We start from the raw sequence: 24,908 nt of genomic DNA, 5'->3' as shown, positions 1-24,908 counted from the left end.
CAGTGGTTCAGGGGAGGGTCTTGAGATGCCTGTCAAAAACAGACTTGCAGAGATGCATGGCGATATTACCAAGTGGCGCCGCCACCTGCACGCACATCCTGAACTGATGTATGACGTGCATGAAACGGCTGCTTTCGTTGTCGAGCGTCTCAGGGAATTTGGTGTGGATGAGATCACGCCGGGAATTGGCAGGACGGGTGTCGTGGCCGTGATCCGGGGACGGCAGGATACGACCGGGCGCGTGATCGGATTGCGCGCTGACATGGACGCATTGCCGATCGAAGAAGCGACGGGGTTGGATTATGCGTCGACCGTATCGGGCAAGATGCACGCCTGCGGGCATGACGGGCATACCTCGATGCTGCTTGGGGCCGCCCAGTACCTGGCCGAAACGCGAAACTTCGATGGCACTGTGGTTCTGATTTTCCAGCCGGCAGAAGAAGGCGGCGCGGGTGGCTTGGCCATGTGTCAGGACGGCCTGATGGACCGCTGGGGCATTGATGAGGTCTATGGCATGCACAACATGCCGGGGTTGCCGGTGGGCGAATTCGCGATCCGACCCGGCGCCTTGCTGGCCTCATCTGATGAATTCGAGATCACGATCACCGGCAAGGGCGGACACGCCGCTGCACCGCATGATGCGGTAGACACCACGCTGGCGGCCTCGCATATCGTCGTGTCATTGCAATCCGTCGTGGCGCGCAACGTCGATCCGATCAAACGCGTGGTGCTGACCGTGGGCACGTTCGAAACGGACAGCGTCGCGTCGAACGTGATCGCGCATACCGTCCGCTTGCAGGGGACCGTCCGGACGCTCGACCCCGAATACCGCGCCATTGCGGAAGAACGCGTGCGCAGGATCGCCGAGGATACGGCCTCGGCCTTCGGCGCAAAGGCGGATGTCGTCTGGACGCCCGGCTATCCTGTGACTGTGAACTCCGAGGCCGAGACGGCATACGCCGCCGAGGCAGCCGAGGCCGTGGCGGGCAAGGTCAATGACAGCACTGATCCGATCATGCCGTCGGAAGATTTCGCCTACATGCTTGAAGAACGGCCCGGAGCTTACATCTTTATCGGGAACGGGGACACGGCGATGTGCCATCACCCGGAATACAATTTTGACGACAATGCGATTCCCGCCGGTTGCAGTTGGTTTGCCGAGATCGTGGAACGACGATTGCCCGTCGCATAATTTGAGGGAGAGTGACATGCCGATCAAAAACCGCCTCGCAGAGATGCATGAAGAGATCACAGGCTGGCGGCGTGACATTCACCAACATCCGGAAATTCTGTACGACACGCACCGCACCAGCGCCCTGGTGGCGGAAAAGCTGAAGGAATTCGGCTGTGATGAGGTCGTTACAGGCATCGGTCGCACCGGCGTGGTCGGGGTCATTCGGGGAAAGAGCGACACGCAGGGCCGTGTGATTGGCCTGCGCGCCGACATGGATGCGCTGCCGATGCAGGAACAGACCGGGCTGGACTATGCCTCGAAGACATCAGGCGCGATGCATGCCTGCGGGCATGACGGGCATACCGCCATGGTTTTGGGGGCGGCAAAGTACCTCTCTGAGACGCGCAATTTCGATGGCACTGCAATCGTGATCTTTCAGCCCGCCGAAGAGGGCGGGAATGGCGCCGAGGCCATGTGCAAGGACGGTCTGATGGACCGGTTCGGCATTCAGGAAGTCTATGCGATGCACAACGTACCGGGCCTGCCGACCGGGCAGTTCGCGATCCGTTCGGGCCCTTTGCTGGCCGCGGCGGACGAATTTGATATTCATCTTGAAGGGCGCGGCGGTCACGCTGCAAAACCCCATGAGACGGTCGATACGACGGTGATGCTGTCGCAATTGATCGTGGCATTGCAGACGATCGTGTCGCGCAATGCCGATCCGATCCTGCAAGCCGTGCTTTCGGTGACGTCCGTCGAGACGTCATCGAAAGCGTTCAACGTGATCCCGCAGTCGGCGCAGATACGCGGCACGGTCCGGACCCATTCCAACCAGATGCGAGATCTGATCGAACAGCGCCTCAAAGAGGTCGCCGAAGGGATTGCAGCAACATTCGGTGGTTCCGTGAACGTCAATTACTCGCGCGGCGTTCCGGTGACGATCAATGCCGAAACTCAGACCGGATATGCGGCAGAGGCCGCAGTCTCGGTCGGGGGCAGCTGCATCGAGGCGCCGATGGTGATGGGGGGCGAGGATTTCTCGTTCATGCTGGAGGAACGGCCCGGAGCCTTCATCGTTCTGGGCAACGGTGACAGCGCCGGGTTGCATCACCCTGAATACGATTTCAACGACGAGATCATCCCGATTGGATGTTCGTGGTTCGCAGAAATGGTCGAGCGCCGAATGCCGGCGGCTTGAACTGAATTAGGAGAGAATAGACATGCCAGTCAAAAACCGCTTTGCCGAATTGCAGGATGAGATCACCGCCTGGCGACGGGATCTGCACCAAAACCCTGAAATCCTGTTCGAAACGCACCGCACCAGCGCAATGGTGGCCGAGAAGTTGCAGGAGTTTGGTTGCGACGAGGTCGTCACCGGCATCGGTCGCACAGGGGTTGTTGGCGTGATCAAGGGCAAATCGGACAACAGCGGCAAGGTGATCGGTTTGCGGGCGGATATGGATGCGCTGCCGATCCATGAGGCGACGGGGTTGGACTATGCCTCGAAAACGCCGGGTGCCATGCATGCCTGCGGCCATGATGGTCACACGGCGATGCTGCTTGGTGCGGCGAAGTACCTGTCTGAAACCCGAAATTTTGATGGCACGGTTGTTGTGATCTTCCAGCCTGCCGAAGAGGGCGGCGGTGGTGGTCGTGAAATGTGCGAAGATGGCATGATGGACCGCTGGAATATTCAGGAAGTCTACGGCATGCACAATTGGCCGGGACAACCTGTGGGCAAGTTCGCCATCCGTCCCGGCTCTTTCTTTGCCGCAACCGATCAGTTCGACATCACTTTCGAAGGGCGCGGCGGTCATGCTGCCAAGCCGCATGAAACAGTAGATACCACGGTACTGGCCGCGCAGGCGGTGTTGGCGCTTCAGACGATTTCGTCGCGCAATGCCGATCCGATCGATCAGGTCGTGGTGTCGGTGACGTCGTTCGAGACCTCGTCGAAAGCGTTCAACGTGATCCCGCAGACTGTTCAGATCAAGGGTACCGTGCGCACCATGAGCAAGGATATGCGGGATCTGGCCGAAAAGCGGATCAATGAGATCTGCAATGGTGTGGCGGCAACGTTCGGAGGCACCGCCGATGTGACCTACATCCGCGGGTATCCGGTGATGGTGAACAGTGAAGAGCAGACAGAGTTTGCCGCAGCCGTTGCCCGGTCGGTATCGGGTGATTGCGACGATGCGCCTTTGGTCATGGGCGGCGAGGACTTTGCCTTTATGCTGGAGGAGCGCCCTGGCGCCTATATTCTAGTGGGTAACGGCGATACGGCCATGGTTCACCACCCGGAATACAACTTCAACGATGAGGCGATTCCCGCCGGGTGCAGCTGGTGGGCAGAGATCGTCGAGCAGCGGATGCCGGCGGCCTGATGGGGCGGGTGGGGGCTCTGCCCCCACACCCCCGGGGATTTTTTTGGCCAGATGAAAAGGGATCCCGCGTGCTCACGTCAGGTCGAGCGAACGGCACAGCGTTTCCACGACGGAGTCCAGTGCGTTGCTTTGCATCTTGACGCAGGATTGGGCGGCGCTGCGTGCCCGGGTCAGGGCTTGATCGTCTGAAAGCCAATGGACGACCGCCGCAGAGAGATCTGTTTTGGTCCGAACCTCGATGGCGCCACCGGTTTTGATCAACGGCGCGAAAGTTTCAGCAAAATTGAAGTATCCGGGGCCGGTTATCACGGCGGCTCCGGCCTGGGCCGGTTCGAAAGGGTTGTGGCCGCCGATATTTTTAAGGGAGCCGCCCAGGAACACGATGGGAGACAGAGCGTACCATGTGCCGGTCTCGCCCAGTGTATCAGCGACATATACCTGGGTTTCGGTTTTGATCGGGGAAGTTTCTGATCGGAACGCGGCGTTGAGATCGGAGGCGTCCAGTAGTTTTGCGATATCGCCGCGGCGCTCTGGGTGGCGGGGGATCAGCAACAGCAGCAGATCGGGCCAGCGTTCCAGAAGTGATTTATGCGCGGCCAGAACGATTTCCTCTTCACCGGCATGGGTTGAACTGGCGATCCACACAGGTCTGCCAGAAATCTGAGAACCAATGTCGTCCAGCGTGCCGTGGTCTATGGGAAGAGGGTCTGACATGGCCTTGAGATTGGTGCCGGGCCGGACGCGACCGGCAGGGGCACCCATGGCTGCCAGGTTGGCTGCGGTTTTGTCGTTTTGTGTCAGGAACAGGTTGAACTTGCTCAATACGAACCGCGCTGTTCTGGGGCGTTTTTTCCAACCGGCAACGGACTTGTCCGACAGTCGTGCATTCAGAAGGGCCAGCGGAACGGCGTGTCTGGCGCTTTCGACGATCAAACGCGGCCATATTTCACTTTCGACGAAAACTCCGCCCTCTGGTTGCCAATGGTTCAGAAAGCGCCGGACCGGGCCTGCCGTGTCCAGCGGCGGGAATTGATGCCGTGTGCGGGGCGGCAGGCGTTTTTCGATCAGAGCCGCTGAGGTCGGGGTGCCCGAGGTGATCAGAAACTCGGCCTCAGGCAGGCGATCTGCCAGCCGTCTGATCAGGCTGAGAACCGAAAGGCTTTCGCCGACGCTGGCGGCGTGGAACCAGACCAAACGCCCACTCGGTCTGGGCAGGCTGGCATGGCCAAGGCGTTCTTGTTGACGCTTGTCGGGTACGTTTGCTTCCCGCAGCTTGTTCCGAACGACCCGCCATATCAGGGGCGCGGCCAGAGACGTGAGGGCGCAGTACACATGGTACAACGCCGTGGGGCGGCCGTCGTGATCCGGCATATCAGCCGCCTGTATGGCTCATGTGACGGCTCATCCGGCCATCGACGGCTTGGCGGGAATAGTCGAAGTCATGCCCTTTGGGCTTGAGATTGATCGCAGATCGGATCGCGTCTTCAAGTGGCTGTTCGGTGTCGGTATGATCGCGCAGGGCACCGCGCAGGTCGGCCATGTCTTCCTGACCCAGGCACATGTAAAGTTCGCCCGTGCAGGTTAGGCGGACCCTGTTGCAGCTTTCACAGAAATTGTGCGACAGTGGCGTTATGAAACCGATTTTCTGGCCGGTTTCCTCGAGCCGCACGTAACGGGCTGGGCCACCGCTGCGTTCGGCCAGATCGGTGACCGAATAGCGGTTTTCGTATTCTTTCCGCACGTCCTTGAGCGACCAGTACTGATCCAGGCGGTCTTCGTTTCCTATATCGCCCATGGGCATGACTTCGATCCAGGTCAGATCCATATCCCGCTGGGCGCACCATTCCGTGATTTTGGGAAGTTCGGGCTCGTTGAACCCTTTCAGGGCAACGGCGTTTATCTTGATCCGCAGGCCAGCTTTTTGCGCGGCGTCGATTCCGTTCAAAACCTGTTTCAGGCGACCCCAGCGCGTCACCTTGGCGAACTTGTCATCATCCAGAGTGTCCAGCGAGACATTCACCCGACGCACACCGGCCGCATACAGGTCTTCGGAAAATCGGTGCAGTTGCGAACCGTTGGTTGTCAGCGTCAACTCCTTCAATGCACCGCTGTCCAGATGACGTGTCATCGAATTGAAGAACGTCATGATGTTGCGACGCACCAAAGGCTCACCACCCGTAATGCGCAGCTTTTCGACTCCCATTCTGACGAAGGTCGAACACATCCGGTCCAGTTCCTCCAATGTCAGCAGGTCTTTCTTGGGCAGAAAGGTCATGTTCTCGGACATGCAATACACGCAGCGGAAATCGCAGCGATCCGTGACGGAGACGCGGAGATACGTGATGGCGCGGGCAAACGGGTCGATAAGCGGAGCTGTCATGCCATATAGGTAAAGCTGGAACATGGCCGCGACAAGGGCGAACTGCGCTTTGCGCTGGAACAGGTGGGCGCAGGGTTGTAGGTTTCCGGCATGAAGAAAATACTTGTTTTGACATGCGCAATGACGGCCGGATGCGACGCCGTGCAGTCAACGACTGATCGAGTGTTCGGCGGGGGCGACGCGCCCGCCCAGACGGTGTCTGACACGGAAACGGGCACAGCAGTTGCCGAAGAGGTGTTGCAACCCGAACCGGTTTCCGCGCGCCCGAACTGGGTTGGGGCGAAGACCACCATCGCCGGGCTTGGGGATCCGACCACTCCGGGGCGCTGGATGCAGACGCCGCTGGTGGACAGCGAAGTTACAGCGCGTGTCGTCGTGCCACGGACCGGGGCGCAGGCCTATATCACGTTGGTCCCGGTTTCCGGTCCAGACAGCGGCGGCAGCCGCCTGTCACTGGACGCCATGAGGGCCCTGTTGGTGCCCTTCGACGAACTTGTCGAACTTGAGGTCTATGTGAACTGATTTTTCAGGTATTTGCCTGCTTCGCGGCGGGCAAACGGCTTCATGGCATCACCGTGCTGTTTCAGAAAGGCGATCACGCGTTCCGGGTCATGTTTGGACAGTTCGCGCAGCCACCAGGCGACGGATTTCTGGATAAACCAGTTGCGGTCCGAAACATATCCCGCAGCCCAGCCAAGGATGCGGTCACGGCGGTGCAGATCGTCAGGCTTGGGGTGGTTCTGTTTGGTCCAGGGCAGGGTTGCGACCAAGGCCGCGCGCCGGGTCCACATGTGATCGGACCGGGTCCACAGTTCGACCTCGTCCAACCGTTCGGGATCTGCTGAAAGCCGTTTTTGCATCGCCATGCACGCGTGGTCCGCAACGGCCCATGCATCGAAATCCGACAGCCAGCTTTGAAGCAAATTCCAAACCGCCGCATCCGGTCGGATGCGTGCCTGAGTCAACAGCTTGGATGCGGCAAGTCGCCCCTCGTGGATGTTGCTTTGCCATAGCCCGTCCGCCAATGCGACCCGCGCCGGCACGTCCAGTTCTTTCCGCCACGCCTTGGTCAGGTCGTTGAGAACCGGGTTCGCGACGCCCAGATAGATGCGATCCGCCTTGTGGTAACTGGCCATCTGGGTCGCCCGCTCGGGGTCACCGTGCGCCTTGATCTGATCGAGATATCCATTCAGCATCGGACTCACATCGGTACGCCGGTTGGCTTTCCATCAATCGTATGGCTGTTTCTTTCCACCCAATACGAGCGGATGTCCTCGTCTGATTTTCCATCCACCCATTTCTGCATTGTATCGCGGTCAGATTGGAACTCCATGAAAGGCACGGCATAGCCGCAAGAGGTCTGTACCATGTCGATCGACTGGTCATAGATCTGCCGTGCGCTTCGGTGATTTGGGAACAGGCCGGCAAGGTCGTCCCAGCCATCATCCCCGACATGCAGGCAACGTGCGGTGCCATAGGTGCGCAGGATCATCGGACGTGTGGTGAAGGAACACCACATCAGCGTCATCCTGTTGACCTGCAAAATATGCCCCGCCGTTTCATTGCCACTGCCGGTCAGGTTCATCCAGACAATGCGGTTCGGCCCCAGTACCCGCAGCGAATCCATTCCCTTGGGGGAAATATTGACCCGACCTTCGGCCCCGGCGGTGCCGACGAAGAACATACGCTGATCTTCGATGAACTTTTGATGCACTTCCTCAAGTTGCGGGAACTGTTTGGCCATAATTCACTCTACCGTGACCGACTTGGCCAGATTGCGCGGCTGATCCACATCCGTGCCCTTGGCAACCGCCGTGTGATAGGCCAGCAATTGCGCGGGAACCGAATACAGGATCGGTGCAAGGCTGGTGTGAACATGCGGCATGCGGATGGTGCTCCATACTCCGTCGCCGGCCTCGTCAATGCCGTCATCGTCAGAGACCAGGATCACCTTGCCCTTGCGCGCCATCACTTCCTGCATGTTCGACACGGTCTTGTCGAACACGGTGTCACGGGGTGCCATGACAACCACGGGCATATGTTTGTCGATCAGGGCGATGGGGCCGTGTTTCAACTCTCCTGACGCATAACCTTCGGCGTGGATATAGCTGATTTCCTTCAGTTTCAGCGCGCCTTCCATTGCCAGCGGGTACATCAGGCCACGGCCCAGAAACAGGACGTCGCGCGCCTCGGACAGGCGTTGGGCGGCTTTGCGGATCGCCCGGTTCTGATCGAGCGCGGCGTTCAGCACGGTCGGCAACCCGCGCAGGGCGGCGGCATGATCGGCGATGTCCTCATCCGTCATCGTGCCCCGGTCTGCCGCGGCCTTGAGCGCCAGCATCAGCAGCACGCTCAGCTGGCAAGTGAAGGCTTTGGTCGACGCCACGCCGATTTCGACACCGGCATGGATCGGCAAGGCGATATCGCTTTCGCGAGCAATCGAGCTTTCGGGCACGTTGACGACCGAAACGATCTTGTCTGCCTTGCCCTCACAATATCGCAACGCGGCCAGCGTGTCGGCGGTTTCGCCCGACTGGCTGACGAAAAGCGCCAGTGTTCGATCCGTGATCGGAGGCTCGCGATAGCGGAACTCGCTGGCGATATCGACTTCAACGGGCATCTTCGCCAGTTGCTCGAACCAGTATTTCGCGGTCAGGCAGGCGTAAAACGCGGTGCCGCAGGCCACCATGGTCAGACGATCCAGCTTGCTGAAATCCAGATCCGTGTCCGGCAGGACCACGCGGTCACCGCCCGTGGGCAGGTAGGACCGGATTGCTTCGGCCACAACGATGGGCTGTTCAGCGATTTCCTTGGCCATGAAATGCTTGTGCTCGCCCTTGTCCGCGCGCGCATGATCCAGCTTGATCTTGCGCTTTTCCCGGTTGGCCAGCTCACCGGCTTCGTTGCGGATTTCAAGCGACGTTCGGGTCAGAACCGCGCGGTCGCCTTCTTCCAGATATGTGATCTGGTTGGTCAGAGGCGCCAGGGCGATGGCGTCAGAGCCCACATACATCTCGCCATCCCCGTGACCGATGGCCAGTGGCGATCCCTTGCGGGCCGCCACGATCAGATCGTCCTCACCGTCGAACAGAAAGGCCAGCGCAAAGGCGCCCTCCAACTGGTCGATCGTCTTGAACGCGGCCTCAACCGGGGACAAGCCCGAGTTCAGGTGGTGTTCCGTCATGAGGGCAACCGTTTCCGTGTCGGTTTCGGTTTGGAAATCAACACCATGTTCGGCGAGTTCGGCCCTCAGGTCGCGATAGTTTTCGACGATGCCGTTGTGAACGACGGCCACTGGGCCCGCCTTGTGCGGATGTGCATTGTTGACCGACGGGGCGCCATGCGTGGCCCAGCGGGTATGGCCTATGCCGGATTTTCCGGGAAGAGGATCATGCACCAGAAGGTCGCTGAGGTTGACCAGCTTGCCAACCGCGCGCCGCCGGCCCAATGCGCCGTCGTTGACGGTTGCAATCCCGGCGCTGTCATAGCCGCGATATTCAAGCCGTTTCAGGGCTTCTACCAGAATAGGGGCGGCCTCGTGCTGCCCCAAAACACCTACTATTCCACACATATCTCAGGCCTTTTTATCGCGGCGAGCCTTTTTCGCCTTCAACATATCAAACAATTTGCGCGCATATCCGGGCTTGTTTTCCTGCTTGGCCCGCGCAACGGCTAGCGCATCAGGGTCCACATCCCTGGTCACGACAGTGCCCGTCGCGGTCATCGCGCCGTCGCCCACTGCGACCGGCGCCACCAGCATGGTGTTCGAGCCGACAAAGACATTCTCACCAATCGTGGTCTTGTGCTTCATCACTCCGTCATAGTTGCAGGTGATCGTGCCCGCACCGATGTTGGTCGCCGCGCCAACCGAAGCGTCCCCGATATAGCTGAGGTGATTGATCTTTGCGCCTTCGGCGATTTCGGCATTCTTGATCTCGACGAAATTGCCGACCCGCGTGTTTTCGGCCAGTTCGGCGCCGGGGCGCAGGCGCGCGTAGGGGCCGACGACAGCGCCCCGGCTGACATGGCAGCCCTCAAGATGCGAGAAGGCGCGGATCGTTGCGCCGCTTTCGACCGTGACGCCCGGGCCGAACACCACATTCGGTTCGATCACCGTATCGCGCCCGACCACCGTATCCGCGGCCAGATACACCGTGTCAGGCGCCATCAATGTGACGCCCAGATCCAGCAGTTCGGCCCGGGCGCGGGCCTGGAACACGGCATCGGCCGCAGCCAGATCGGCGCGAGAGTTCACGCCCAGCGTCTGCGCCTCGTCGCACGAAACGGCAGTGACCTTCAGGCCGCGGTCGCGCGCGATCTCGACCACGTCGGTCAGGTAGTATTCGCCCGACGCGTTGTCGTTTCCGACCGCGTCGATCAGGTCGAACAGAGTGCCTGCGTCACAGGCCAGAAGGCCCGAGTTGCAGAAGGTTATGGTGCGTTCTTCATCTGACGCATCCTTGAACTCGACGATCCGCTCCAGGGCGTCGCCCTTCATCACCAAACGGCCATACCGGGCCGGGTCGGCGGCCTCGAAGCCCAGGATCACCAGATCGTTGTCAGCCCGTGCCTCGATCATTCTTTCCAGGGTGTCGGGCTGCAAGAACGGGGTGTCGCCGTAAAGAACGACCACATCACCTTCGAACCCGCTCAATGCGCTCCGGGCCTGGGCGACCGCATGGGCCGTACCCAACTGGTCTTCCTGCACTGCGATCTGCGCCCCTTCATCCTCGGCCCGTGCAACCTTTGCCACGGCTTCGGACCCGTGGCCGGTGACGATCACGGTATGTTCGGGCGACAAGACAGATCCGGCGCGCATCGCATGGATCAGCATCGGAACCTGAGCGATGGGATGCAGAACTTTGGGAAGGTCCGAATTCATCCTGGTGCCTTTTCCGGCGGCGAGGATGACAAGGGCAGTGGTCATGAATTCGTTTTCTCTTTGTGTTTTGTTGCCGTCCGTTTTATCCGCTGAGGTCAAAGGCGCAAGCCGTTCGGCCATCAAACAAGATTGCCGATTGAAACAGGATACGGCGAAAACCTGCCGAGCAAGGGGGCGAAATGCGCACCGTCATCTTCGATCTGGACGGCACTTTGGCGGACACATCCGGTGATTTGCTGGCGGCCGCGAACCATTGTTTCCGCAAGATGGGACACGGGGATGTACTGGTCCACGGGCCGGATTCCGGTGTGGCGCTGCGAGGTGGGCGCATGATGCTGACTCACGGGCTGAAACGTGTCGGGGCCTATGACGAGGATACGGTACAGGCCTATTATCCGGTTCTTCTTGAGGCCTACGCGCAGGACATCGACACCCACACCAGTTTCTATCCCGGCGCACTACAGGCGGTCGAGTTACTGAGTGACGCGGGTTACGGTGTGGGCATTTGCACGAACAAACCGGAACATCTGGCCGAATTGTTGCTGACACGCATGGGGGTGCGGGACCGTTTTGCATCTTTGGTCGGGGCCGATACGCTGCCGGTCCGAAAACCGGACCCGGCGCCGTTGCGTGAAGCCGCGCGCCGTGCCGGGGGCGATCCGGACTTGTGCGTGCTGGTCGGAGACTCGGATACCGACCGCAACACCGCCAGAGCGGCGGGCGTTCCTTCGGTGCTGGTTACCTTCGGGCCATCGGGGGATGACATGGCGGCGCTGGAACCCGAAGCCCTTCTGCATCATTTTGACGACTTGCCCGGCCTCGTGCCTGATCTGATCGGTGCGGCAGCCTGAAACCTTGACCGGACCCTTTCGGAGCCTCAGAACAAGACCATGACCGACGTATTCTCTGGCAGCTTTACGCAGCAGGAACCCCTTCCGGAAGATGCAATCGAAGCGGCACTGGCCGTTCTGCGCCATGGGCGTCTGCATCGATACAATGTCGTCCCTGGAGAGTTGGGGGAAACGGCCCTGCTGGAGCAGGAATTTGCGGCGCAGATGGGGGCCAAATACTGTCTTGCGGTTTCGTCTGGCGGTTACGCTTTGGCCACGGCCCTGCGTGCGGTTGGCGTGCAGCCAAGCGACCCGGTATTAACCAATGCGTTTACGCTGGCCCCGGTCCCGGGGTCCATCGCCTCGGTCGGAGGGCGGGCAATATTTGTCGGAGTGACGGAAGACCTGACCATTGATCTGGATGATCTTGAGGGCAAGCTGGATCAAGCGCGTGTTCTGATGCTCAGCCATATGCGCGGGCATCTGTGTGATATGGACCGGCTGATGCAGATGTGTGACGCAGCCGGGGTGATCGTGATCGAGGATTGCGCACACACGATGGGTGCAGCCTGGCGCGGTCAGTTGTCAGGACGGCAGGGCGCGATCGGGTGTTATTCCTGTCAGACCTACAAGCATGTCAATTCCGGCGAAGGGGGCTTGCTGGTCACCGATGACGAGGAACTGGCGGCCAAGGCCACGATGTTGTCGGGGTCCTACATGTTGTACGAACGCCATCTGGCGGCGCCGGGGCCTGAGGTGTTCGAGCGGATCAAGTACACCACGCCCAACGTTTCTGGCCGGATGGACAATTTGCGCGCGGCGATCCTGCGCCCGCAATTGCGGGATCTGGACCGACAGGTGGCCCGGTGGAACGAACGTTATCGCGAGATCGAAACCGGGTTGCGGGGTACGCCGGGCCTGACGATCGTCGAACGGCCCGAAGAGGAAACCTATGTCGGGTCTTCGATTCAGTTCCTGCTGCTGGATTGGGCGCCTGAACGGATATCCGAAGTGATCAGCCGTTGCGCGGCGCGTGGGGTTGAGCTGAAGTGGTTCGGCGGTGCCGAACCGACAGGATTCACGTCGCGCTATGACAGTTGGCGATATTTCGATAGCGAGCGGATGCCGGAAAGTGACCGCGTTCTGGCCGGCGTTATGGATATGCGCGTGCCTTTGACGTTTTCCCTGGAGGATTGTCGATTAATCGCCCGGATCATCCGGGCCGAAGTGAGCGCGGTTTATCAGTCTTGACCAAGCGGAGTGCGCCTGCGGCGCACGCTCGATCTTTTGAAACGCCGCCCTTTGTGGGGCGGCGTTTTCCATTTCGGACGCGCTGTCACAAAGATTGACCGGCAGCAGATTCGCTGCTAGAGATTTATTGAACACTTGTTCATTAAAGCGGAGGGAAGACGCAGATGTTCATGGCCACGATGAAGTTCGATCTGGGTGAGGATGTGAATGCCCTGCGCGAGATGGTGCATCGCTGGGCGCAGGAGCGTGTCAAGCCGATGGCGGCCGAGATCGACGCCAACAATGCCTTTCCGAACGAGCTGTGGAAAGAGATGGGAGAGCTTGGTCTGCTGGGTGTTACCGTGCCGGAAGAGTACGGCGGTGCAGGCATGTCTTATCTGGCGCATACGATCGCCGTCGAAGAGGTCGCGCGCGCTTCAGCTTCGGTTTCTTTGTCATACGGGGCGCATTCGAACCTGTGCGTGAACCAGATCAAGCTGAACGGCAATGAAGAACAGAAGCAAAAGTACCTGCCGCGGCTGATCTCGGGCGAGCATGTGGGGGCGCTGGCCATGTCGGAACCTTCGGCCGGGTCGGATGTGGTGTCGATGAAGCTGCGCGCGGAAAAGCGGAACGACCATTACCGTCTGAACGGCAACAAATACTGGATCACCAACGGGCCGGATGCGGATACTCTGGTGGTTTATGCCAAGACGGACCCCGATGCCGGATCGAAGGGTATTACCGCATTTCTGATCGAAAAAGAGATGAAGGGTTTTTCAACCTCGCCCCATTTCGACAAGCTGGGTATGCGCGGGTCGAACACGGCTGAGCTGATTTTTGAAGACGTCGAGGTGCCGTTCGAGAACGTGTTGGGCGAAGAGGGCAAGGGTGTTGCCGTGCTCATGTCGGGGCTGGATTATGAGCGGGTCGTGCTGGCAGGCATCGGGACCGGCATCATGGCCGCCTGTCTGGACGAAGTGATGCCTTATCTGGCGGAACGCAAGCAGTTCGGCAAACCCATCGGCAGCTTTCAGTTGATGCAGGGCAAGATTGCCGACATGTACACCGCGATGAACTCGGCACGGGCCTATGTCTATGAAGTCGCCAAGGCGTGTGACCGCGGTGACGTGACCCGGCAGGATGCGGCAGCGTGCTGCCTTTACGCGTCGGAACAGGCGATGGTTCAGGCCCATCAGGCGGTTCAGGCGCTGGGCGGGGCGGGCTTCCTGTCGGATGCGCCGGTCAGCCGGATTTTCCGGGATGCCAAGCTGATGGAGATCGGTGCAGGCACCAGCGAGATTCGCCGGATGCTGATCGGCCGCGAAATGATGAATGAAATGCTCTGAAAGAAAGAACGCCCTGCGGACGAGGTAACCGCAGGGCGCTTTGGAAACGGGATCAGAACCGATGGACGTAGGAAACACCGACCAGCCAGGGATCGATTTCCGCGGTGCCGATGGGGGCGCCGTTGAGCGAGACGTCCGAGTCAATGTCGAACCAGCGCACGTTCAGGCGGATCGCCCCGTTGTCGGTGACCATGTAATCCAGACCGGCCTGCAACGAGACGCCGAAGGAGTCATCGACCTTGATGTTACCCAGGGGCGATTGCTCGTCGAAGAAGATCGTATAGTTGAGACCGGCGCCGACATAGGGTTTCCAGGCGCTGTTGGTCGGGAAGTGATAGTTCAGCGACAAGGTGGGCGGCAGGTGCTTGACCGTGGCCGCGTCCGTACCGCCAAGGGCCACGGTGTGTTTGAACGGGGTCGCAGCCAGAAGCTCAATGCCCAGGTTGTCGCGAATAAAGTACTCGGCGGTGAAAATCGGGCGGGTGTCCGCGTCGATCGTCGCTGCCGCACCGGCCAGCGTGCCGTTGTCGGATTTCGGGTCCAGATAGCCAACACCGATACCCAGCGTCCAGTCCCCTTGCGACTGGGCCAAAGCCGGAGCCGCCAGGGCGGCCAACGCGGTAGACAGTGTCAAAGCGGCGAGTTTCTTTGTCATATTCTTGCCTTTGGTTATGTTGATGCTCTTGGTTTCGCAAAGGCGGTGTCCGGCCACTCTGATCTGCATCAAGTTTGCGTGATGTGTCTGCCCAAGGTCAGGTCGCGAAGCATCAGGAAAACAAGGGGAGTTCGCGTTGCTGCACGCTGAGCGCATACCGGGTTTGCGCTCAGGAGGAGGCTGGGACATACCGGACCGGCTGAACATGGCGCAGCAATGTCTGAACCATCCGGGTGATCAGGTGGCGCTTATCGATCTGACCGGATCAGGGCGGCGGCTGATAACCTATGGGCAACTGGCGCAAATGGCTGATGGGATCGCCCGCGCCCTGCTGGCCCGCGTCTGGCCCTGTGATCGGGTCGGAGTGCTGCTGAGCCAGTCACCCTGGTGTGCGGCAGCTCATTTGGCGATCTGGAAGATCGGCGCGATTTCGGTGCCCTTGTTCAAGTTGTTCAAGCAGGATGCGCTGCGGTCGCGAGCGCGCGATGCAGGCGTTCAGATCGTGCTGACCGATGCTGAAGGAGCGGATCTGCTGGGCGATCTGGCTGAACCTCTTATCGCATCCGAAATTGGCGTGACCGGTCCTGCGCTGCCCTATGCCGCGACCGGGCCCGAGGATCCTGCCGTATTGATCTACACCTCTGGTACAACCGGCAGCCCGAAAGGCGCACTGCACGGGCATCGGGTTCTGACCGGGCATGTGCCGGGTGTCTCGATCAGCCACAATCACCTGCGCGAAGGAGACTGCCTGTGGACCCCGGCGGATTGGGCGTGGATCGGCGGGTTGTTCGATGTGCTGATGCCGGGCCTTGCGCTGGGCATTCCGGTTGTCGCGGCACGGCTTGAGAAGTTCACCCCGGAAGCCTGCGCCGAGATCATTGCGCGGGGCGGGGTGCGGAATGTGTTCTTTCCGCCGACCGCCTTGCGGATGCTCAAGGCGGCGGATCAGGCGATCCCCGGTTTGCGCTCGGTTGCGTCCGGGGGTGAGCCGCTGGGGGCCGAGATGCTGGCCTGGGGCCAAGGTGCGTTTGGTCTGACGATCAACGAATTCTACGGCCAGACTGAATGCAACATGGTCGTATCCTCCTGCGCCGAGGATTTCCCTGTTCAACCCGGCTGTATCGGCAAGCCGGTGCCCGGGCATGAAGTCGCGGTGATCGACGATGTCGGCAACCCGACCAGCGAGGAAGGCGATGTCGCCATCCGGCGGGGTTCGGCGTCGATGCTGCTGGAATACTGGAACAATCCGCAAGCGACGGCCGAGAAGTTCCAGGGCGATTGGCTGATCACCGGAGATCGTGGCGTGTGGGAAGGCGACTATCTGCGCTTTGTAGGCCGCGACGATGACGTGATCACCTCGGCCGGCTACCGCATTGGCCCGGCCGAGATCGAGGATTGCCTGCTGACCCATCCGGCGGTGGCCACCGTGGGCGTGGTCGGCAAGCCCGACCCGCTGCGGACCGAGATCGTCAAGGCGTATGTGGTGTTGAAACCGGGGGCCGAGGCCACGGGTGCCGAATTGCAGGATTGGGTCAAGGACCGTCTTGCGCATTATTCATATCCGCGCGAGGTGGCATTTCTGGAGGAACTGCCGATGACGGTGACGGGGAAGGTGATCCGCAAGGAATTGAAGGCGTGGGCGGCGGGGGAGACTGCAATTTCAACTAATGCGGGAATTGATGCTTTGGCTGAAGCACCGTATTCGTTTGGTACACAACCACAAAAACACGAAAAAGGAATAAAATGAGAGCCTTAATCTCAACTATAGTTTTCAGTGTGTTCAGCGCGTTTCCAGCGGTAACACTCGCTCAACCGTTGCAGTCTATTGATGACTTTGATTCCGAGACTCATCTCAATTTGGCTGAGTGCTTCAATTGGGAATACTCCGACCAACTGACGTGCTTTGAGCACGCCCTAAGTCGCTGCAATCGGTTTACACAAAATCTCTCTACGGCGGGTGGCGCATATTATTGTAGCTACGCCGCATTCGAGGAAATTGATGCAAAGCTCAATGAGATTTACCCCATTTATTTGGCGGCTGCACGAAACAACGCCTATGGTTCTGAACGGACTGCCGAAAGTGAAGAGATGTTGCGAGCGGCGCAAAGAGCCTGGATCGAGTACCGAGATGCGATGTGTGAGATTGAAGCGACTTGGAATGCCATTAACTCCGGCTACGGCGCAGTCGTAGGCGATTGCAAATCGCGGCTTTCACTCATGCAGATGCAAACGCTTCAAGCTGAATTGGGCGGTTTTGTCGACAAGCAATAAATCAACCAAGTCGCAGGTTGGACCAAGATGCTTCGGCCTGCGCAGCTTACTTGTAGTTTATCGAACGGATAACGGGATAGCACTGATATGAAACTCACATCCAAAGCCATGCCCGCTTCCGAGGGCTTTAGAGCAAACCGCGCGGCCCATCTTGACGCGCTGGTCCAAATCTCTGCCGCCGCCGAAGCGGCCCGCATTGGCGGAGGAGAGAAGTCCCGCGCGCGGCATGAATCCCGCGGCAAGATGCTCCCCCGCCGGAGGGTGGCGAACCTGCTTGATCCGGGGTCTCCGTTCCTCGAAATCGGGGCGACGGCGGCGCATGGGATGTATGGCGATGCCGCGCCCTGTGCTGGCGTCATCGCGGGCATTGGACTTGTGCAGGGGCAGCAGGTCATGGTGGTCTGCAACGACGCCACCGTGAAGGGCGGCACCTATTACCCGATGACGGTCAAGAAACACCTGCGGGCGCAGGAGATTGCCGAGGAAAACCATCTGCCCTGCATCTATCTGGTCGACAGCGGTGGCGCGAACCTGCCCAATCAGGATGAGGTCTTTCCCGACCGCGATCACTTTGGCCGCATCTTCTACAACCAAGCGCGGATGAGCGCGAAGGGGATCGCTCAGATCGCCGTGGTCATGGGGTCATGCACGGCCGGTGGCGCCTATGTGCCGGCGATGTCGGATGTGACGATCATCGTCAAAGAACAGGGCACGATTTTTCTGGCCGGCCCGCCTCTGGTCAAGGCCGCGACGGGCGAGGTTGTCAGCGCCGAAGATCTGGGCGGCGGCGATGTACACACGCGCCTGTCCGGCGTCGCCGACTATCTGGCCGAGGATGATGCGCACGCGCTGGCCTTGGCCCGTCGGGCGGTTGGGTCGCTGAACCGCCACAAGCCGCAGACGGTGGACTGGGCCAGCCCCGAAGACCCGGCCTATGACCCCGAGGAAATCCTGGGCGTTGTCCCTGCTGATCTGCGCACGCCCTATGACATCCGTGAAGTGATTGCGCGTCTGGTCGATGGGTCTCGGTTCGACGAATTCAAACCGCGCTTCGGCGAAACGCTGGTCACGGGGTTTGCCCATGTCAAAGGCTGCCCGGTGGGGATCATCGCCAATAACGGCGTGCTGTTTTCCGAGGCGGCGCAGAAGGGTGCCCATTTCGTCGAGCTGTGTTCGCAACGCAAAATCCCGCTTGTGTTCCTGCAAAACATCACCGGGTTCATGGTCGGTCGCAAATACGAAAACGAAGGCATCGCGCGGCATGGGGCCAAGATGGTTACGGCGGTGGCCACGACGTCGGTGCCCAAGATCACGATGCTGGTCGGCGGCTCGTTCGGGGCCGGGAACTATGGCATGGCCGGTCGTGCCTATCAGCCCCGGTTCCTGTGGACCTGGCCGAATTCGCGCATTTCGGTGATGGGCGGCGAGCAGGCCGCTGGCGTTCTGGCCACCGTCAAACGCGACGGGATAGAACGGCAGGGTGGCACCTGGTCCGCCGAAGAAGAGGCCGAGTTCAAACGCCCGACGCTGGATATGTTCGAGGAACAGTCGCATCCGCTCTATGCCTCGGCGCGGCTGTGGGATGACGGCATCATTGACCCGCGCAAAAGCCGCGATGTGCTGGCCCTGTCGCTCAGCGCCGCTCTGAATGCCCCGATCGAGGAGACACGTTTCGGCGTGTTCAGGATGTGAGATGAGCGAGAGTTTGAAAGACATAATCGCCCGCTATCCCGGTGCACAAACCTTCAAATTCGGCGACAACCCCGTGCTGAGTTCAGAGCTTCTGGCCTTGGTCCGTTCTGGCCGTAAAACAGCGACCTGCGACGCGCTCAGAAACTATCCTGATGACAGCCTTGAGATGCCCAAGTCCGGTCGCCGCGATATTGCGCTGAACTGGGATGACACTCCGGCGTTGGTCATTGAAACCGTTGATGTTTCGATCCAGCGTTACTGCGATGTGACCGAGGAATTCGCCTTGGCGGAAGGTGAAAATGAAACGCTTGAAGGATGGCGGGAAGATCATCGTCGATATTTCCAGCGAAACGGCGGCTTTGATCCCGAGATGAAACTCGTGTGCGAACGGTTCCGTCTCGTCGAAGATCTGGCATTGGAAGGGTGAAGGCCATGTTCAACAAAATTCTGATTGCCAACCGGGGTGAGATCGCCTGCCGCGTCATGGAAACGGCCCAGTCCATGGGCGTGTCCTGCGTTGCTGTCTATTCCGATGCGGATGAGGCCGCAAAACATGTTCAGATGGCGGATGAGGCGGTTCATATTGGCGGCCCCGCCCCGGCGGACAGCTATTTGAAGGGTGATGTGATCATTCAGGCCGCGCTGGACACCGGCGCGCAGGCGATCCATCCGGGGTATGGCTTTCTGTCCGAGAACCCCGATTTCGTGGATGCCGTGCAGGCGGCGGGGCTGACGTTCATCGGCCCCTCGGCTGATGCGATCCGCAAGATGGGCCTCAAGGACGCGGCCAAGATTCTGATGGAGAAGGCCGGCGTTCCGGTCGTGCCCGGCTATCACGGCGACAATCAGGACCCCGAGCATCTGGCAGGTGCGGCGGATGCGATCGGCTATCCGGTTCTGATCAAGGCCGTTGCGGGCGGCGGCGGCAAGGGGATGCGCCTTGTCGAACGCCCCGAGGATTTCGCGACCGCGCTTGACAGCGCGCGGGGCGAGGCCCGGACCGCCTTCGGCAATGATGCCGTGCTGGTCGAAAAATTCGTGGCCAAACCCCGCCATATCGAAGTGCAGGTGTTCGGCGATGGTACCCATGCCGTTCATCTGTTTGAAAGGGACTGCTCGTTGCAGCGCCGCCATCAGAAGGTGATCGAAGAAGCCCCCGCCCCGGGCATGACGTCTGAAATGCGCGAGGCTATGGGGCAGGCCGGCGTGCGCGCCGCCGAGGCGATCGGCTATAAAGGCGCGGGCACGGTCGAATTCATCGTCGATGCCTCTGACGGGCTGCGCCCCGACAGGTTCTGGTTCATGGAAATGAACACGCGCCTTCAGGTGGAGCACCCGGTGACAGAGGCCATCACGGGGATCGATCTGGTCGAGTGGCAGCTTCGCGTGGCCGCAGGCGAGAGTCTTCCCAAGAAACAGGATGATCTTGCGATCTCTGGCCATGCCTTCGAGGCTCGTTTGTATGCCGAGGATGTGCCGAAAGGGTTCCTGCCCGCGACGGGAACGCTGACTCATCTGGTTTTCCCCGGCAACTGTCGCGCCGATAGCGGCGTTCGCGCCGGGGACACGATCAGCCCGTGGTATGACCCGATGATTGCCAAGGTGGTGGTGCATGGATCGACGCGTGCCATTGCACTTGAGACGTTGAACCGGGTGCTGCAACAGACCGAAGTTGCAGGTACTGTTACCAATCTGGCCTTTCTGGGCGCGTTGACGCGTCACGAAGGATTTGCCTCGGGAGATGTCGATACGGGGCTGATCGGGCGAGACCTTGAAACGTTGGTGCAGGAACCCGAGCCGTCGGATGTTACCGCGGTCGCGGCTGCGATGACGGCATTGGATCTGGTGGATGTCGATCCGGAAACCGGGTTTTCGCTGTGGGCGCCGCTGCATCGTGCCGTGCAATTGTCCCGTCGCGACGACGTGCTGGATCTGGATGTGCAGGTCGATGGGCCGGATCGCCAGATTTGGCAGGTTGGCGAAAACCGTGTCGCTGCGGAACGCACTGCCGGGCGCTGGGTGTTGAACGGCACGCCGATGCCTCGCGTTGCCGCACATAACGGGACCCTGACGGTTTTCACCGATTACGGTCAGAGCTTCGACGTCATCGATCCGCTGGACCGGGATACCAGCGCGACCGGCGACACCAATGTGATCGAGGCGCCTATGCCCGGTCTGGTCAAAGCCGTCTTTGCCACAGCGGGACAAACCGTACAGAAAGGCGATCGTCTGGCCATTTTGGAAGCGATGAAGATGGAGCATTCGCTGCTTGCGGCGCGGGACGGGATCGTTGCCGAAGTGCTGGTCGAGGATGGTTCGCAGGTCGAAGCCGGGGCTGCTCTGGTGAGGTTGGAAGACGAAGCTTGATCTGTACCCGCGCAACGCGGCGTGCCAAGGTCAGACGATAATTGCTTGAAGCGACGACAATCCAGAAGGGGGGCGGACATGGGTGAGCTGGTCGAAATCTATGAGGTCGGGCCACGCGACGGGCTGCAAAACGAAAAGCGCGAAATACCGGTCGCGGACAAGATCGCCTTGATCGACTGTCTCAGCCGTGCGGGGTTTCGCCGGATCGAAGTTGCAAGCTTCGTGTCCCCGAAATGGGTGCCGCAGATGGCGGGTTCCGCTCAGGTGCTGGGGGGGATCACGCGTGCGAATGGGGTGCGCTATGCCGCGCTGACGCCGAACATGCATGGCTATGGCGACGCGCTGGCGGCCAAGGCGGACGAGATTGCCGTGTTCGCCTCGGCCTCCGAAGGATTCTCGAAGGCCAATATCAATGCCTCCATCGCCGAGTCGATCGAGCGGTTCACGCCGATTCTGGAGGCGGCGCGGCATATCGACCTGCCGGTTCGTGGCTATGTCTCATGCGTGACGGATTGCCCGTATGACGGTCCGACGCCGCCCGAAAAAGTGGCTGAGGTTGCTGATCGGCTTTTCGCGCTGGGCTGTTACGAGGTTTCGCTGGGCGACACGATTGGGCAGGGAACTCCGGACAAGGTTGCTCATATGCTTTTGGCTGTTCGCGAGAGGGTTCCGGTGACGCGGCTGGCGGGGCATTTCCATGACACCAACGGGCGCGCGATCGACAATATCGATGCGGCATTGGCGCTGGGCGTGCGGGTGTTCGATGCAGCCGTGGGCGGGTTGGGCGGTTGCCCCTACGCGCCGGGTGCCGCCGGTAACGTGGCCACCGAGGATGTTGCGGCGCATTTGCAGCGGCTGGGATACGAAACTGGCCTGGATATCGACGTTATTGAAGAGGCCGCGCAGATGGCCAGGGCTTTGAGGGGCTGACATGTTTGAAACGATCACGATCTCGACGGATATGCGTGGTGTCGCGACGCTCACCCTGAACCGGCCGGAAAAACACAATGCCATGTCGGGGCAGATGATCGCGGAATTGACCGAGGCCGCATCGCAACTTGGTCAGGATGGCGCGGTCCGGGCGGTCGTTCTGGCCGCGGCGGGCAAGACGTTTTGTGCCGGCGGTGATCTGGGATGGATGCAGGACCAGATGGCGGCTGACAAGAAGACGCGTTTTGTAGAGGCGCGCAAACTGGCCGAGATGTTGCAGGCTCTGAACACGATGCCAAAGCCTCTGATCGGGGCGTTGCAGGGCAATGCCTTTGGGGGCGGGGTGGGCATGGCGGCCGTGTGCGATGTCGCGATCGGGGTCGACAGTCTGAAGATGGGGCTGACCGAAACGCGCCTGGGGCTGATCCCCGCAACAATTGGCCCCTATGTCATCGCCCGCATGGGCGAAGCCCGCGCGCGCCGGGTGTTCATGTCTGCCCGTTTGTTTGATGCGTCCGAGGCCGTTGGTCTGGGCCTGCTGGCGAAAACCGTTTCGGCAGATCGGCTGTCGGACGCGGTTGAGGACGAAATTCGCCCCTATTTGTCTTGCGCGCCCGGGGCGGTTGCCTCTGCCAAGGCGCTGGTACGCGCTCTGGGTCCGCGCATCGACGATGCCGTGATCGATCAGACCATAGGCGAGTTGGTCGAGCGCTGGGAAACACAAGAGGCACGCGAAGGGATCGCGGCGTTTTTTGAAAAACGAAAACCTGCATGGAATAAGTAGGTTTTACCAGGTTCCGCCAAGCCAAAGTCAAACGCCGGTGCTGCGATTCTATGCCGCGCTGTCAAACGCAGGTTTGATCGCGAAGGGGGCTGTGTTCGGTTGACCCTCTGACCCCGCAGGGATAGAGAATGTCCAGTCAACACGCCAATTGACGGCGCACCCGACAAGACATGTGCGCAGGAAAGGAGCTATTCGTGGAAGACCTGCTGCGGGAGTACCTCCCGATTCTGGTGTTTCTGGCCGTTGCCGTGGGCCTTGGGATCGTCTTGATTCTGGCCGCCGTCGTACTGGCCGTCCGCAATCCCGACCCCGAAAAGGTCAGCGCATATGAATGTGGTTTCAATGCCTTCGACGATGCTCGGATGAAATTCGACGTCCGATTCTATCTGGTTTCGATTCTGTTCATCATCTTCGATCTAGAGATCGCTTTCCTGTTTCCCTGGGCCGTGGGCTTCAGAGACATCAGCGATGTCGGCTTCTGGTCCATGATGGTGTTTCTGGGCGTTCTGACCATCGGCTTTGCCTATGAATGGAAGAAAGGGGCGCTGGAATGGGAGTGATGACAGGTGCCAACACTGCCGGTGTCGACAAGGAAGTCGCCACTCAGGCCCTGAACGCCGAGTTGCAGGACAAGGGTTTCCTGCTGACCTCGACCGAAGACATTATCAACTGGGCCCGCACCGGATCGTTGCACTGGATGACCTTTGGCCTGGCCTGCTGCGCGGTTGAGATGATGCATACCTCGATGCCACGTTATGATGCGGAACGGTTCGGCATCGCGCCCCGGGCGTCTCCGCGCCAGTCGGACGTGATGATCGTGGCGGGAACGCTGACCAACAAGATGGCCCCCGCGCTGCGTAAAGTTTACGACCAGATGCCCGAGCCGCGCTATGTGATCTCAATGGGGTCCTGCGCGAATGGCGGTGGGTATTACCACTATTCCTATTCCGTCGTACGTGGCTGTGACCGGGTTGTTCCGGTGGACATCTACGTGCCCGGCTGCCCTCCGACTGCTGAGGCACTGCTTTACGGTCTGATGCAGTTGCAACGCAAAATCCGCCGTACCGGCACAATTGTCCGCTGAGGAGAGAGCTGATGAGCGAAGCACTCAAGGAACTCGGCGCACAGCTGGAAATCAAACGCTCTGATTGCGTTCTGTCATGGGACGTGACCCATGGCGAACTGAACGTGGACGTGGCACCGTCGAATCTTGTGGAATTCGTCGAATTCCTGAAATCCGACCAGAGCTGCAAATTCTCGACGCTGGTGGATATCACTGGCGTGGATTACCCCGAACGCGCCAAACGGTTCGATGTGGTCTATCACTTTCTGTCGATGTACCAGAACCAGCGCATCCGGCTGCGAGTCTCGATCCGTGAAGAAGACATGGTGCCGTCCATCGTTGACGTGCACCCCTCGGCCAACTGGTTCGAACGTGAGGTGTTCGACATGTTCGGCATCCTGTTCTCGGGTCACCCGGATCTGCGCCGGATCCTGACCGACTATGGATTCCGCGGCTACCCGCTGCGCAAGGATTTCCCGACCACCGGCTATACCGAGGTCCGCTATGACGAGGCGCAGAAACGCGTGGTCTACGAGCCCGTCAGCCTGGTGCAGGAATACCGTCAGTTCGATTTCATGTCCCCTTGGGAGGGTGCGAACTACATTCTGCCGGGGGATGAGAAACAGGGGACAGAATAATGGGTGGCATCTGGTGGTTGATCCTGTCTGCGCTGACCATCATTCCGATGGTAAAGATTTTGCCGTTCTTCGGGATCAACAAATACTGGTGTCTGCTGTGTCTGGTTCCCTTTGGCACGATCGCCCTGCTGTGGTGGGTCGGGCTGAAACTGCAAGAGTTGGAGCGCCGCTGAGATGATGGGTGAGTTGATCATTCTGGGCGCGTTGGGGGTTCTTCTGGCCGGGGCCGCAGCCAAAGCGGCCGAGGCGGAAAAGGTTCGGGTTCGGGCCGATGCGAAA

Annotated in this window: 25 protein-coding genes; 18 read left to right on the top strand and 7 right to left on the bottom strand. The window is 60.1% G+C overall.

Features of this window, described 5'->3' with window-relative positions:
• Positions 1-25: 25 nt before the first annotated feature.
• From ACR0E2_RS06200 to ACR0E2_RS06190, 3 genes are read left to right on the top strand one after another with little or no spacing between them, the layout of a single operon-like run.
• Positions 26-1,192, top strand: coding sequence for a M20 aminoacylase family protein (locus tag ACR0E2_RS06200; RefSeq protein WP_480445686.1), 1,167 nt, complete (start codon positions 26-28; stop codon positions 1,190-1,192).
• 16 nt (positions 1,193-1,208) lie between these two features.
• Positions 1,209-2,372 carry a M20 aminoacylase family protein gene (locus ACR0E2_RS06195; RefSeq protein WP_171722943.1) on the top strand — a complete coding sequence of 388 codons (1,164 nt, stop codon included), beginning with the start codon at positions 1,209-1,211 and terminating at the stop codon, positions 2,370-2,372.
• Positions 2,373-2,394: 22 nt separating this feature from the next.
• The gene (locus ACR0E2_RS06190; RefSeq protein ID WP_480445684.1) at positions 2,395-3,558 is read left to right on the top strand and encodes a M20 aminoacylase family protein; all 1,164 of its coding nucleotides are present in this window, start codon (positions 2,395-2,397) and stop codon (positions 3,556-3,558) included.
• Positions 3,559-3,630: 72 nt separating this feature from the next.
• On the opposite strand, the gene ACR0E2_RS06185 is transcribed toward ACR0E2_RS06190, so the two are convergent.
• On the bottom strand, positions 3,631-4,929 hold the full coding sequence (locus tag ACR0E2_RS06185) for a 3-deoxy-D-manno-octulosonic acid transferase (protein WP_480445682.1): 1,299 nt from the start codon (positions 4,927-4,929) through the stop codon (positions 3,631-3,633).
• Position 4,930: 1 nt separating this feature from the next.
• Positions 4,931-5,938, bottom strand: a complete 1,008-nt coding sequence (gene moaA, locus ACR0E2_RS06180; RefSeq protein ID WP_171116477.1) for a GTP 3',8-cyclase MoaA — start codon at positions 5,936-5,938, stop codon at positions 4,931-4,933.
• A gap of 90 nt (positions 5,939-6,028) precedes the next feature.
• Between moaA and ACR0E2_RS06175 the strand changes: the two genes are divergently transcribed.
• A complete protein-coding gene (locus ACR0E2_RS06175) occupies positions 6,029-6,460 on the top strand; it encodes a hypothetical protein (protein ID WP_480445680.1) in 432 nt (143 codons plus the stop codon).
• On the opposite strand, the gene ACR0E2_RS06170 is transcribed toward ACR0E2_RS06175, so the two are convergent.
• Genes ACR0E2_RS06170 through glmU form a run of 4 tightly spaced genes read right to left on the bottom strand, consistent with a single transcriptional unit; the run spans position 6,448 to position 10,865 of the window.
• Positions 6,448-7,134 (bottom strand): DNA alkylation repair protein, encoded by a 687-nt coding sequence (locus tag ACR0E2_RS06170; protein ID WP_480445678.1) that lies wholly within the window; start codon positions 7,132-7,134, stop codon positions 6,448-6,450. The genes ACR0E2_RS06175 and ACR0E2_RS06170 overlap by 13 nt on opposite strands.
• A 5-nt stretch (positions 7,135-7,139) precedes the next feature.
• Complete coding sequence (locus ACR0E2_RS06165) at positions 7,140-7,682, bottom strand: pyridoxamine 5'-phosphate oxidase family protein (RefSeq protein ID WP_480445677.1); 543 nt, start codon at positions 7,680-7,682, stop codon at positions 7,140-7,142.
• 3 nt (positions 7,683-7,685) lie between these two features.
• The gene (gene glmS, locus ACR0E2_RS06160) at positions 7,686-9,509 is read right to left on the bottom strand and encodes a glutamine--fructose-6-phosphate transaminase (isomerizing) (protein ID WP_480445675.1); all 1,824 of its coding nucleotides are present in this window, start codon (positions 9,507-9,509) and stop codon (positions 7,686-7,688) included.
• Between the two features lie 3 nt (positions 9,510-9,512).
• Positions 9,513-10,865 (bottom strand): bifunctional UDP-N-acetylglucosamine diphosphorylase/glucosamine-1-phosphate N-acetyltransferase GlmU, encoded by a 1,353-nt coding sequence (gene glmU / locus ACR0E2_RS06155; RefSeq protein WP_480445674.1) that lies wholly within the window; start codon positions 10,863-10,865, stop codon positions 9,513-9,515.
• 134 nt (positions 10,866-10,999) lie between these two features.
• Between glmU and ACR0E2_RS06150 the strand changes: the two genes are divergently transcribed.
• From ACR0E2_RS06150 to ACR0E2_RS06140, 3 genes are all read left to right on the top strand, one after another.
• A complete protein-coding gene (locus tag ACR0E2_RS06150; RefSeq protein ID WP_480445672.1) occupies positions 11,000-11,671 on the top strand; it encodes an HAD-IA family hydrolase in 672 nt (223 codons plus the stop codon).
• A 39-nt stretch (positions 11,672-11,710) separates the two neighbouring features.
• Positions 11,711-12,901, top strand: coding sequence for a DegT/DnrJ/EryC1/StrS family aminotransferase (locus ACR0E2_RS06145; RefSeq protein ID WP_480445671.1), 1,191 nt, complete (start codon positions 11,711-11,713; stop codon positions 12,899-12,901).
• A 164-nt stretch (positions 12,902-13,065) separates the two neighbouring features.
• On the top strand, positions 13,066-14,229 hold the full coding sequence (locus ACR0E2_RS06140; RefSeq protein ID WP_480445669.1) for an isovaleryl-CoA dehydrogenase: 1,164 nt from the start codon (positions 13,066-13,068) through the stop codon (positions 14,227-14,229).
• Between the two features lie 52 nt (positions 14,230-14,281).
• On the opposite strand, the gene ACR0E2_RS06135 is transcribed toward ACR0E2_RS06140, so the two are convergent.
• Entirely contained in the window at positions 14,282-14,884 is a 603-nt protein-coding gene (locus tag ACR0E2_RS06135; protein WP_171205456.1) for an OmpW/AlkL family protein, read from the bottom strand.
• 136 nt (positions 14,885-15,020) lie between these two features.
• Between ACR0E2_RS06135 and ACR0E2_RS06130 the strand changes: the two genes are divergently transcribed.
• From ACR0E2_RS06130 to ACR0E2_RS06080, 11 genes are all read left to right on the top strand, one after another.
• A complete protein-coding gene (locus ACR0E2_RS06130) occupies positions 15,021-16,631 on the top strand; it encodes an AMP-binding protein (protein WP_480445667.1) in 1,611 nt (536 codons plus the stop codon).
• Positions 16,628-17,155: a lysozyme inhibitor LprI family protein gene (locus ACR0E2_RS06125; RefSeq protein WP_171329734.1), complete on the top strand. Its 528-nt coding sequence runs from the start codon at positions 16,628-16,630 to the stop codon at positions 17,153-17,155. Before ACR0E2_RS06130 ends, ACR0E2_RS06125 begins: the two co-directional genes overlap by 4 nt.
• A gap of 87 nt (positions 17,156-17,242) precedes the next feature.
• Positions 17,243-18,847 carry a carboxyl transferase domain-containing protein gene (locus ACR0E2_RS06120; protein WP_480445665.1) on the top strand — a complete coding sequence of 535 codons (1,605 nt, stop codon included), beginning with the start codon at positions 17,243-17,245 and terminating at the stop codon, positions 18,845-18,847.
• Between the two features lies 1 nt (position 18,848).
• Positions 18,849-19,274: an ASCH domain-containing protein gene (locus ACR0E2_RS06115; protein ID WP_171615922.1), complete on the top strand. Its 426-nt coding sequence runs from the start codon at positions 18,849-18,851 to the stop codon at positions 19,272-19,274.
• Between the two features lie 5 nt (positions 19,275-19,279).
• Positions 19,280-21,214 (top strand): acetyl/propionyl/methylcrotonyl-CoA carboxylase subunit alpha, encoded by a 1,935-nt coding sequence (locus tag ACR0E2_RS06110; protein ID WP_480445664.1) that lies wholly within the window; start codon positions 19,280-19,282, stop codon positions 21,212-21,214.
• A 78-nt stretch (positions 21,215-21,292) separates the two neighbouring features.
• Positions 21,293-22,144, top strand: a complete 852-nt coding sequence (locus ACR0E2_RS06105) for a hydroxymethylglutaryl-CoA lyase (RefSeq protein ID WP_152458594.1) — start codon at positions 21,293-21,295, stop codon at positions 22,142-22,144.
• Position 22,145: 1 nt separating this feature from the next.
• Positions 22,146-22,928 (top strand): crotonase/enoyl-CoA hydratase family protein, encoded by a 783-nt coding sequence (locus ACR0E2_RS06100; RefSeq protein WP_480445662.1) that lies wholly within the window; start codon positions 22,146-22,148, stop codon positions 22,926-22,928.
• A gap of 194 nt (positions 22,929-23,122) precedes the next feature.
• Positions 23,123-23,488 (top strand): NADH-quinone oxidoreductase subunit A, encoded by a 366-nt coding sequence (locus tag ACR0E2_RS06095; RefSeq protein WP_068335558.1) that lies wholly within the window; start codon positions 23,123-23,125, stop codon positions 23,486-23,488.
• Complete coding sequence (locus ACR0E2_RS06090; RefSeq protein WP_010442777.1) at positions 23,479-24,012, top strand: NuoB/complex I 20 kDa subunit family protein; 534 nt, start codon at positions 23,479-23,481, stop codon at positions 24,010-24,012. Before ACR0E2_RS06095 ends, ACR0E2_RS06090 begins: the two co-directional genes overlap by 10 nt.
• Before the next feature lie 11 nt (positions 24,013-24,023).
• A complete protein-coding gene (locus ACR0E2_RS06085) occupies positions 24,024-24,629 on the top strand; it encodes an NADH-quinone oxidoreductase subunit C (protein WP_171227954.1) in 606 nt (201 codons plus the stop codon).
• A complete protein-coding gene (locus tag ACR0E2_RS06080; RefSeq protein ID WP_010442775.1) occupies positions 24,629-24,802 on the top strand; it encodes a hypothetical protein in 174 nt (57 codons plus the stop codon). Before ACR0E2_RS06085 ends, ACR0E2_RS06080 begins: the two co-directional genes overlap by 1 nt.
• Positions 24,803-24,908: the final 106 nt, after the last annotated feature.

The sequence above is a fragment of the Ruegeria sp. A4 genome (genome assembly GCF_056543025.1).
Note: the sequence above shows the minus strand (reverse complement) of the source record. Positions and strands in the feature narration are given on the sequence as shown.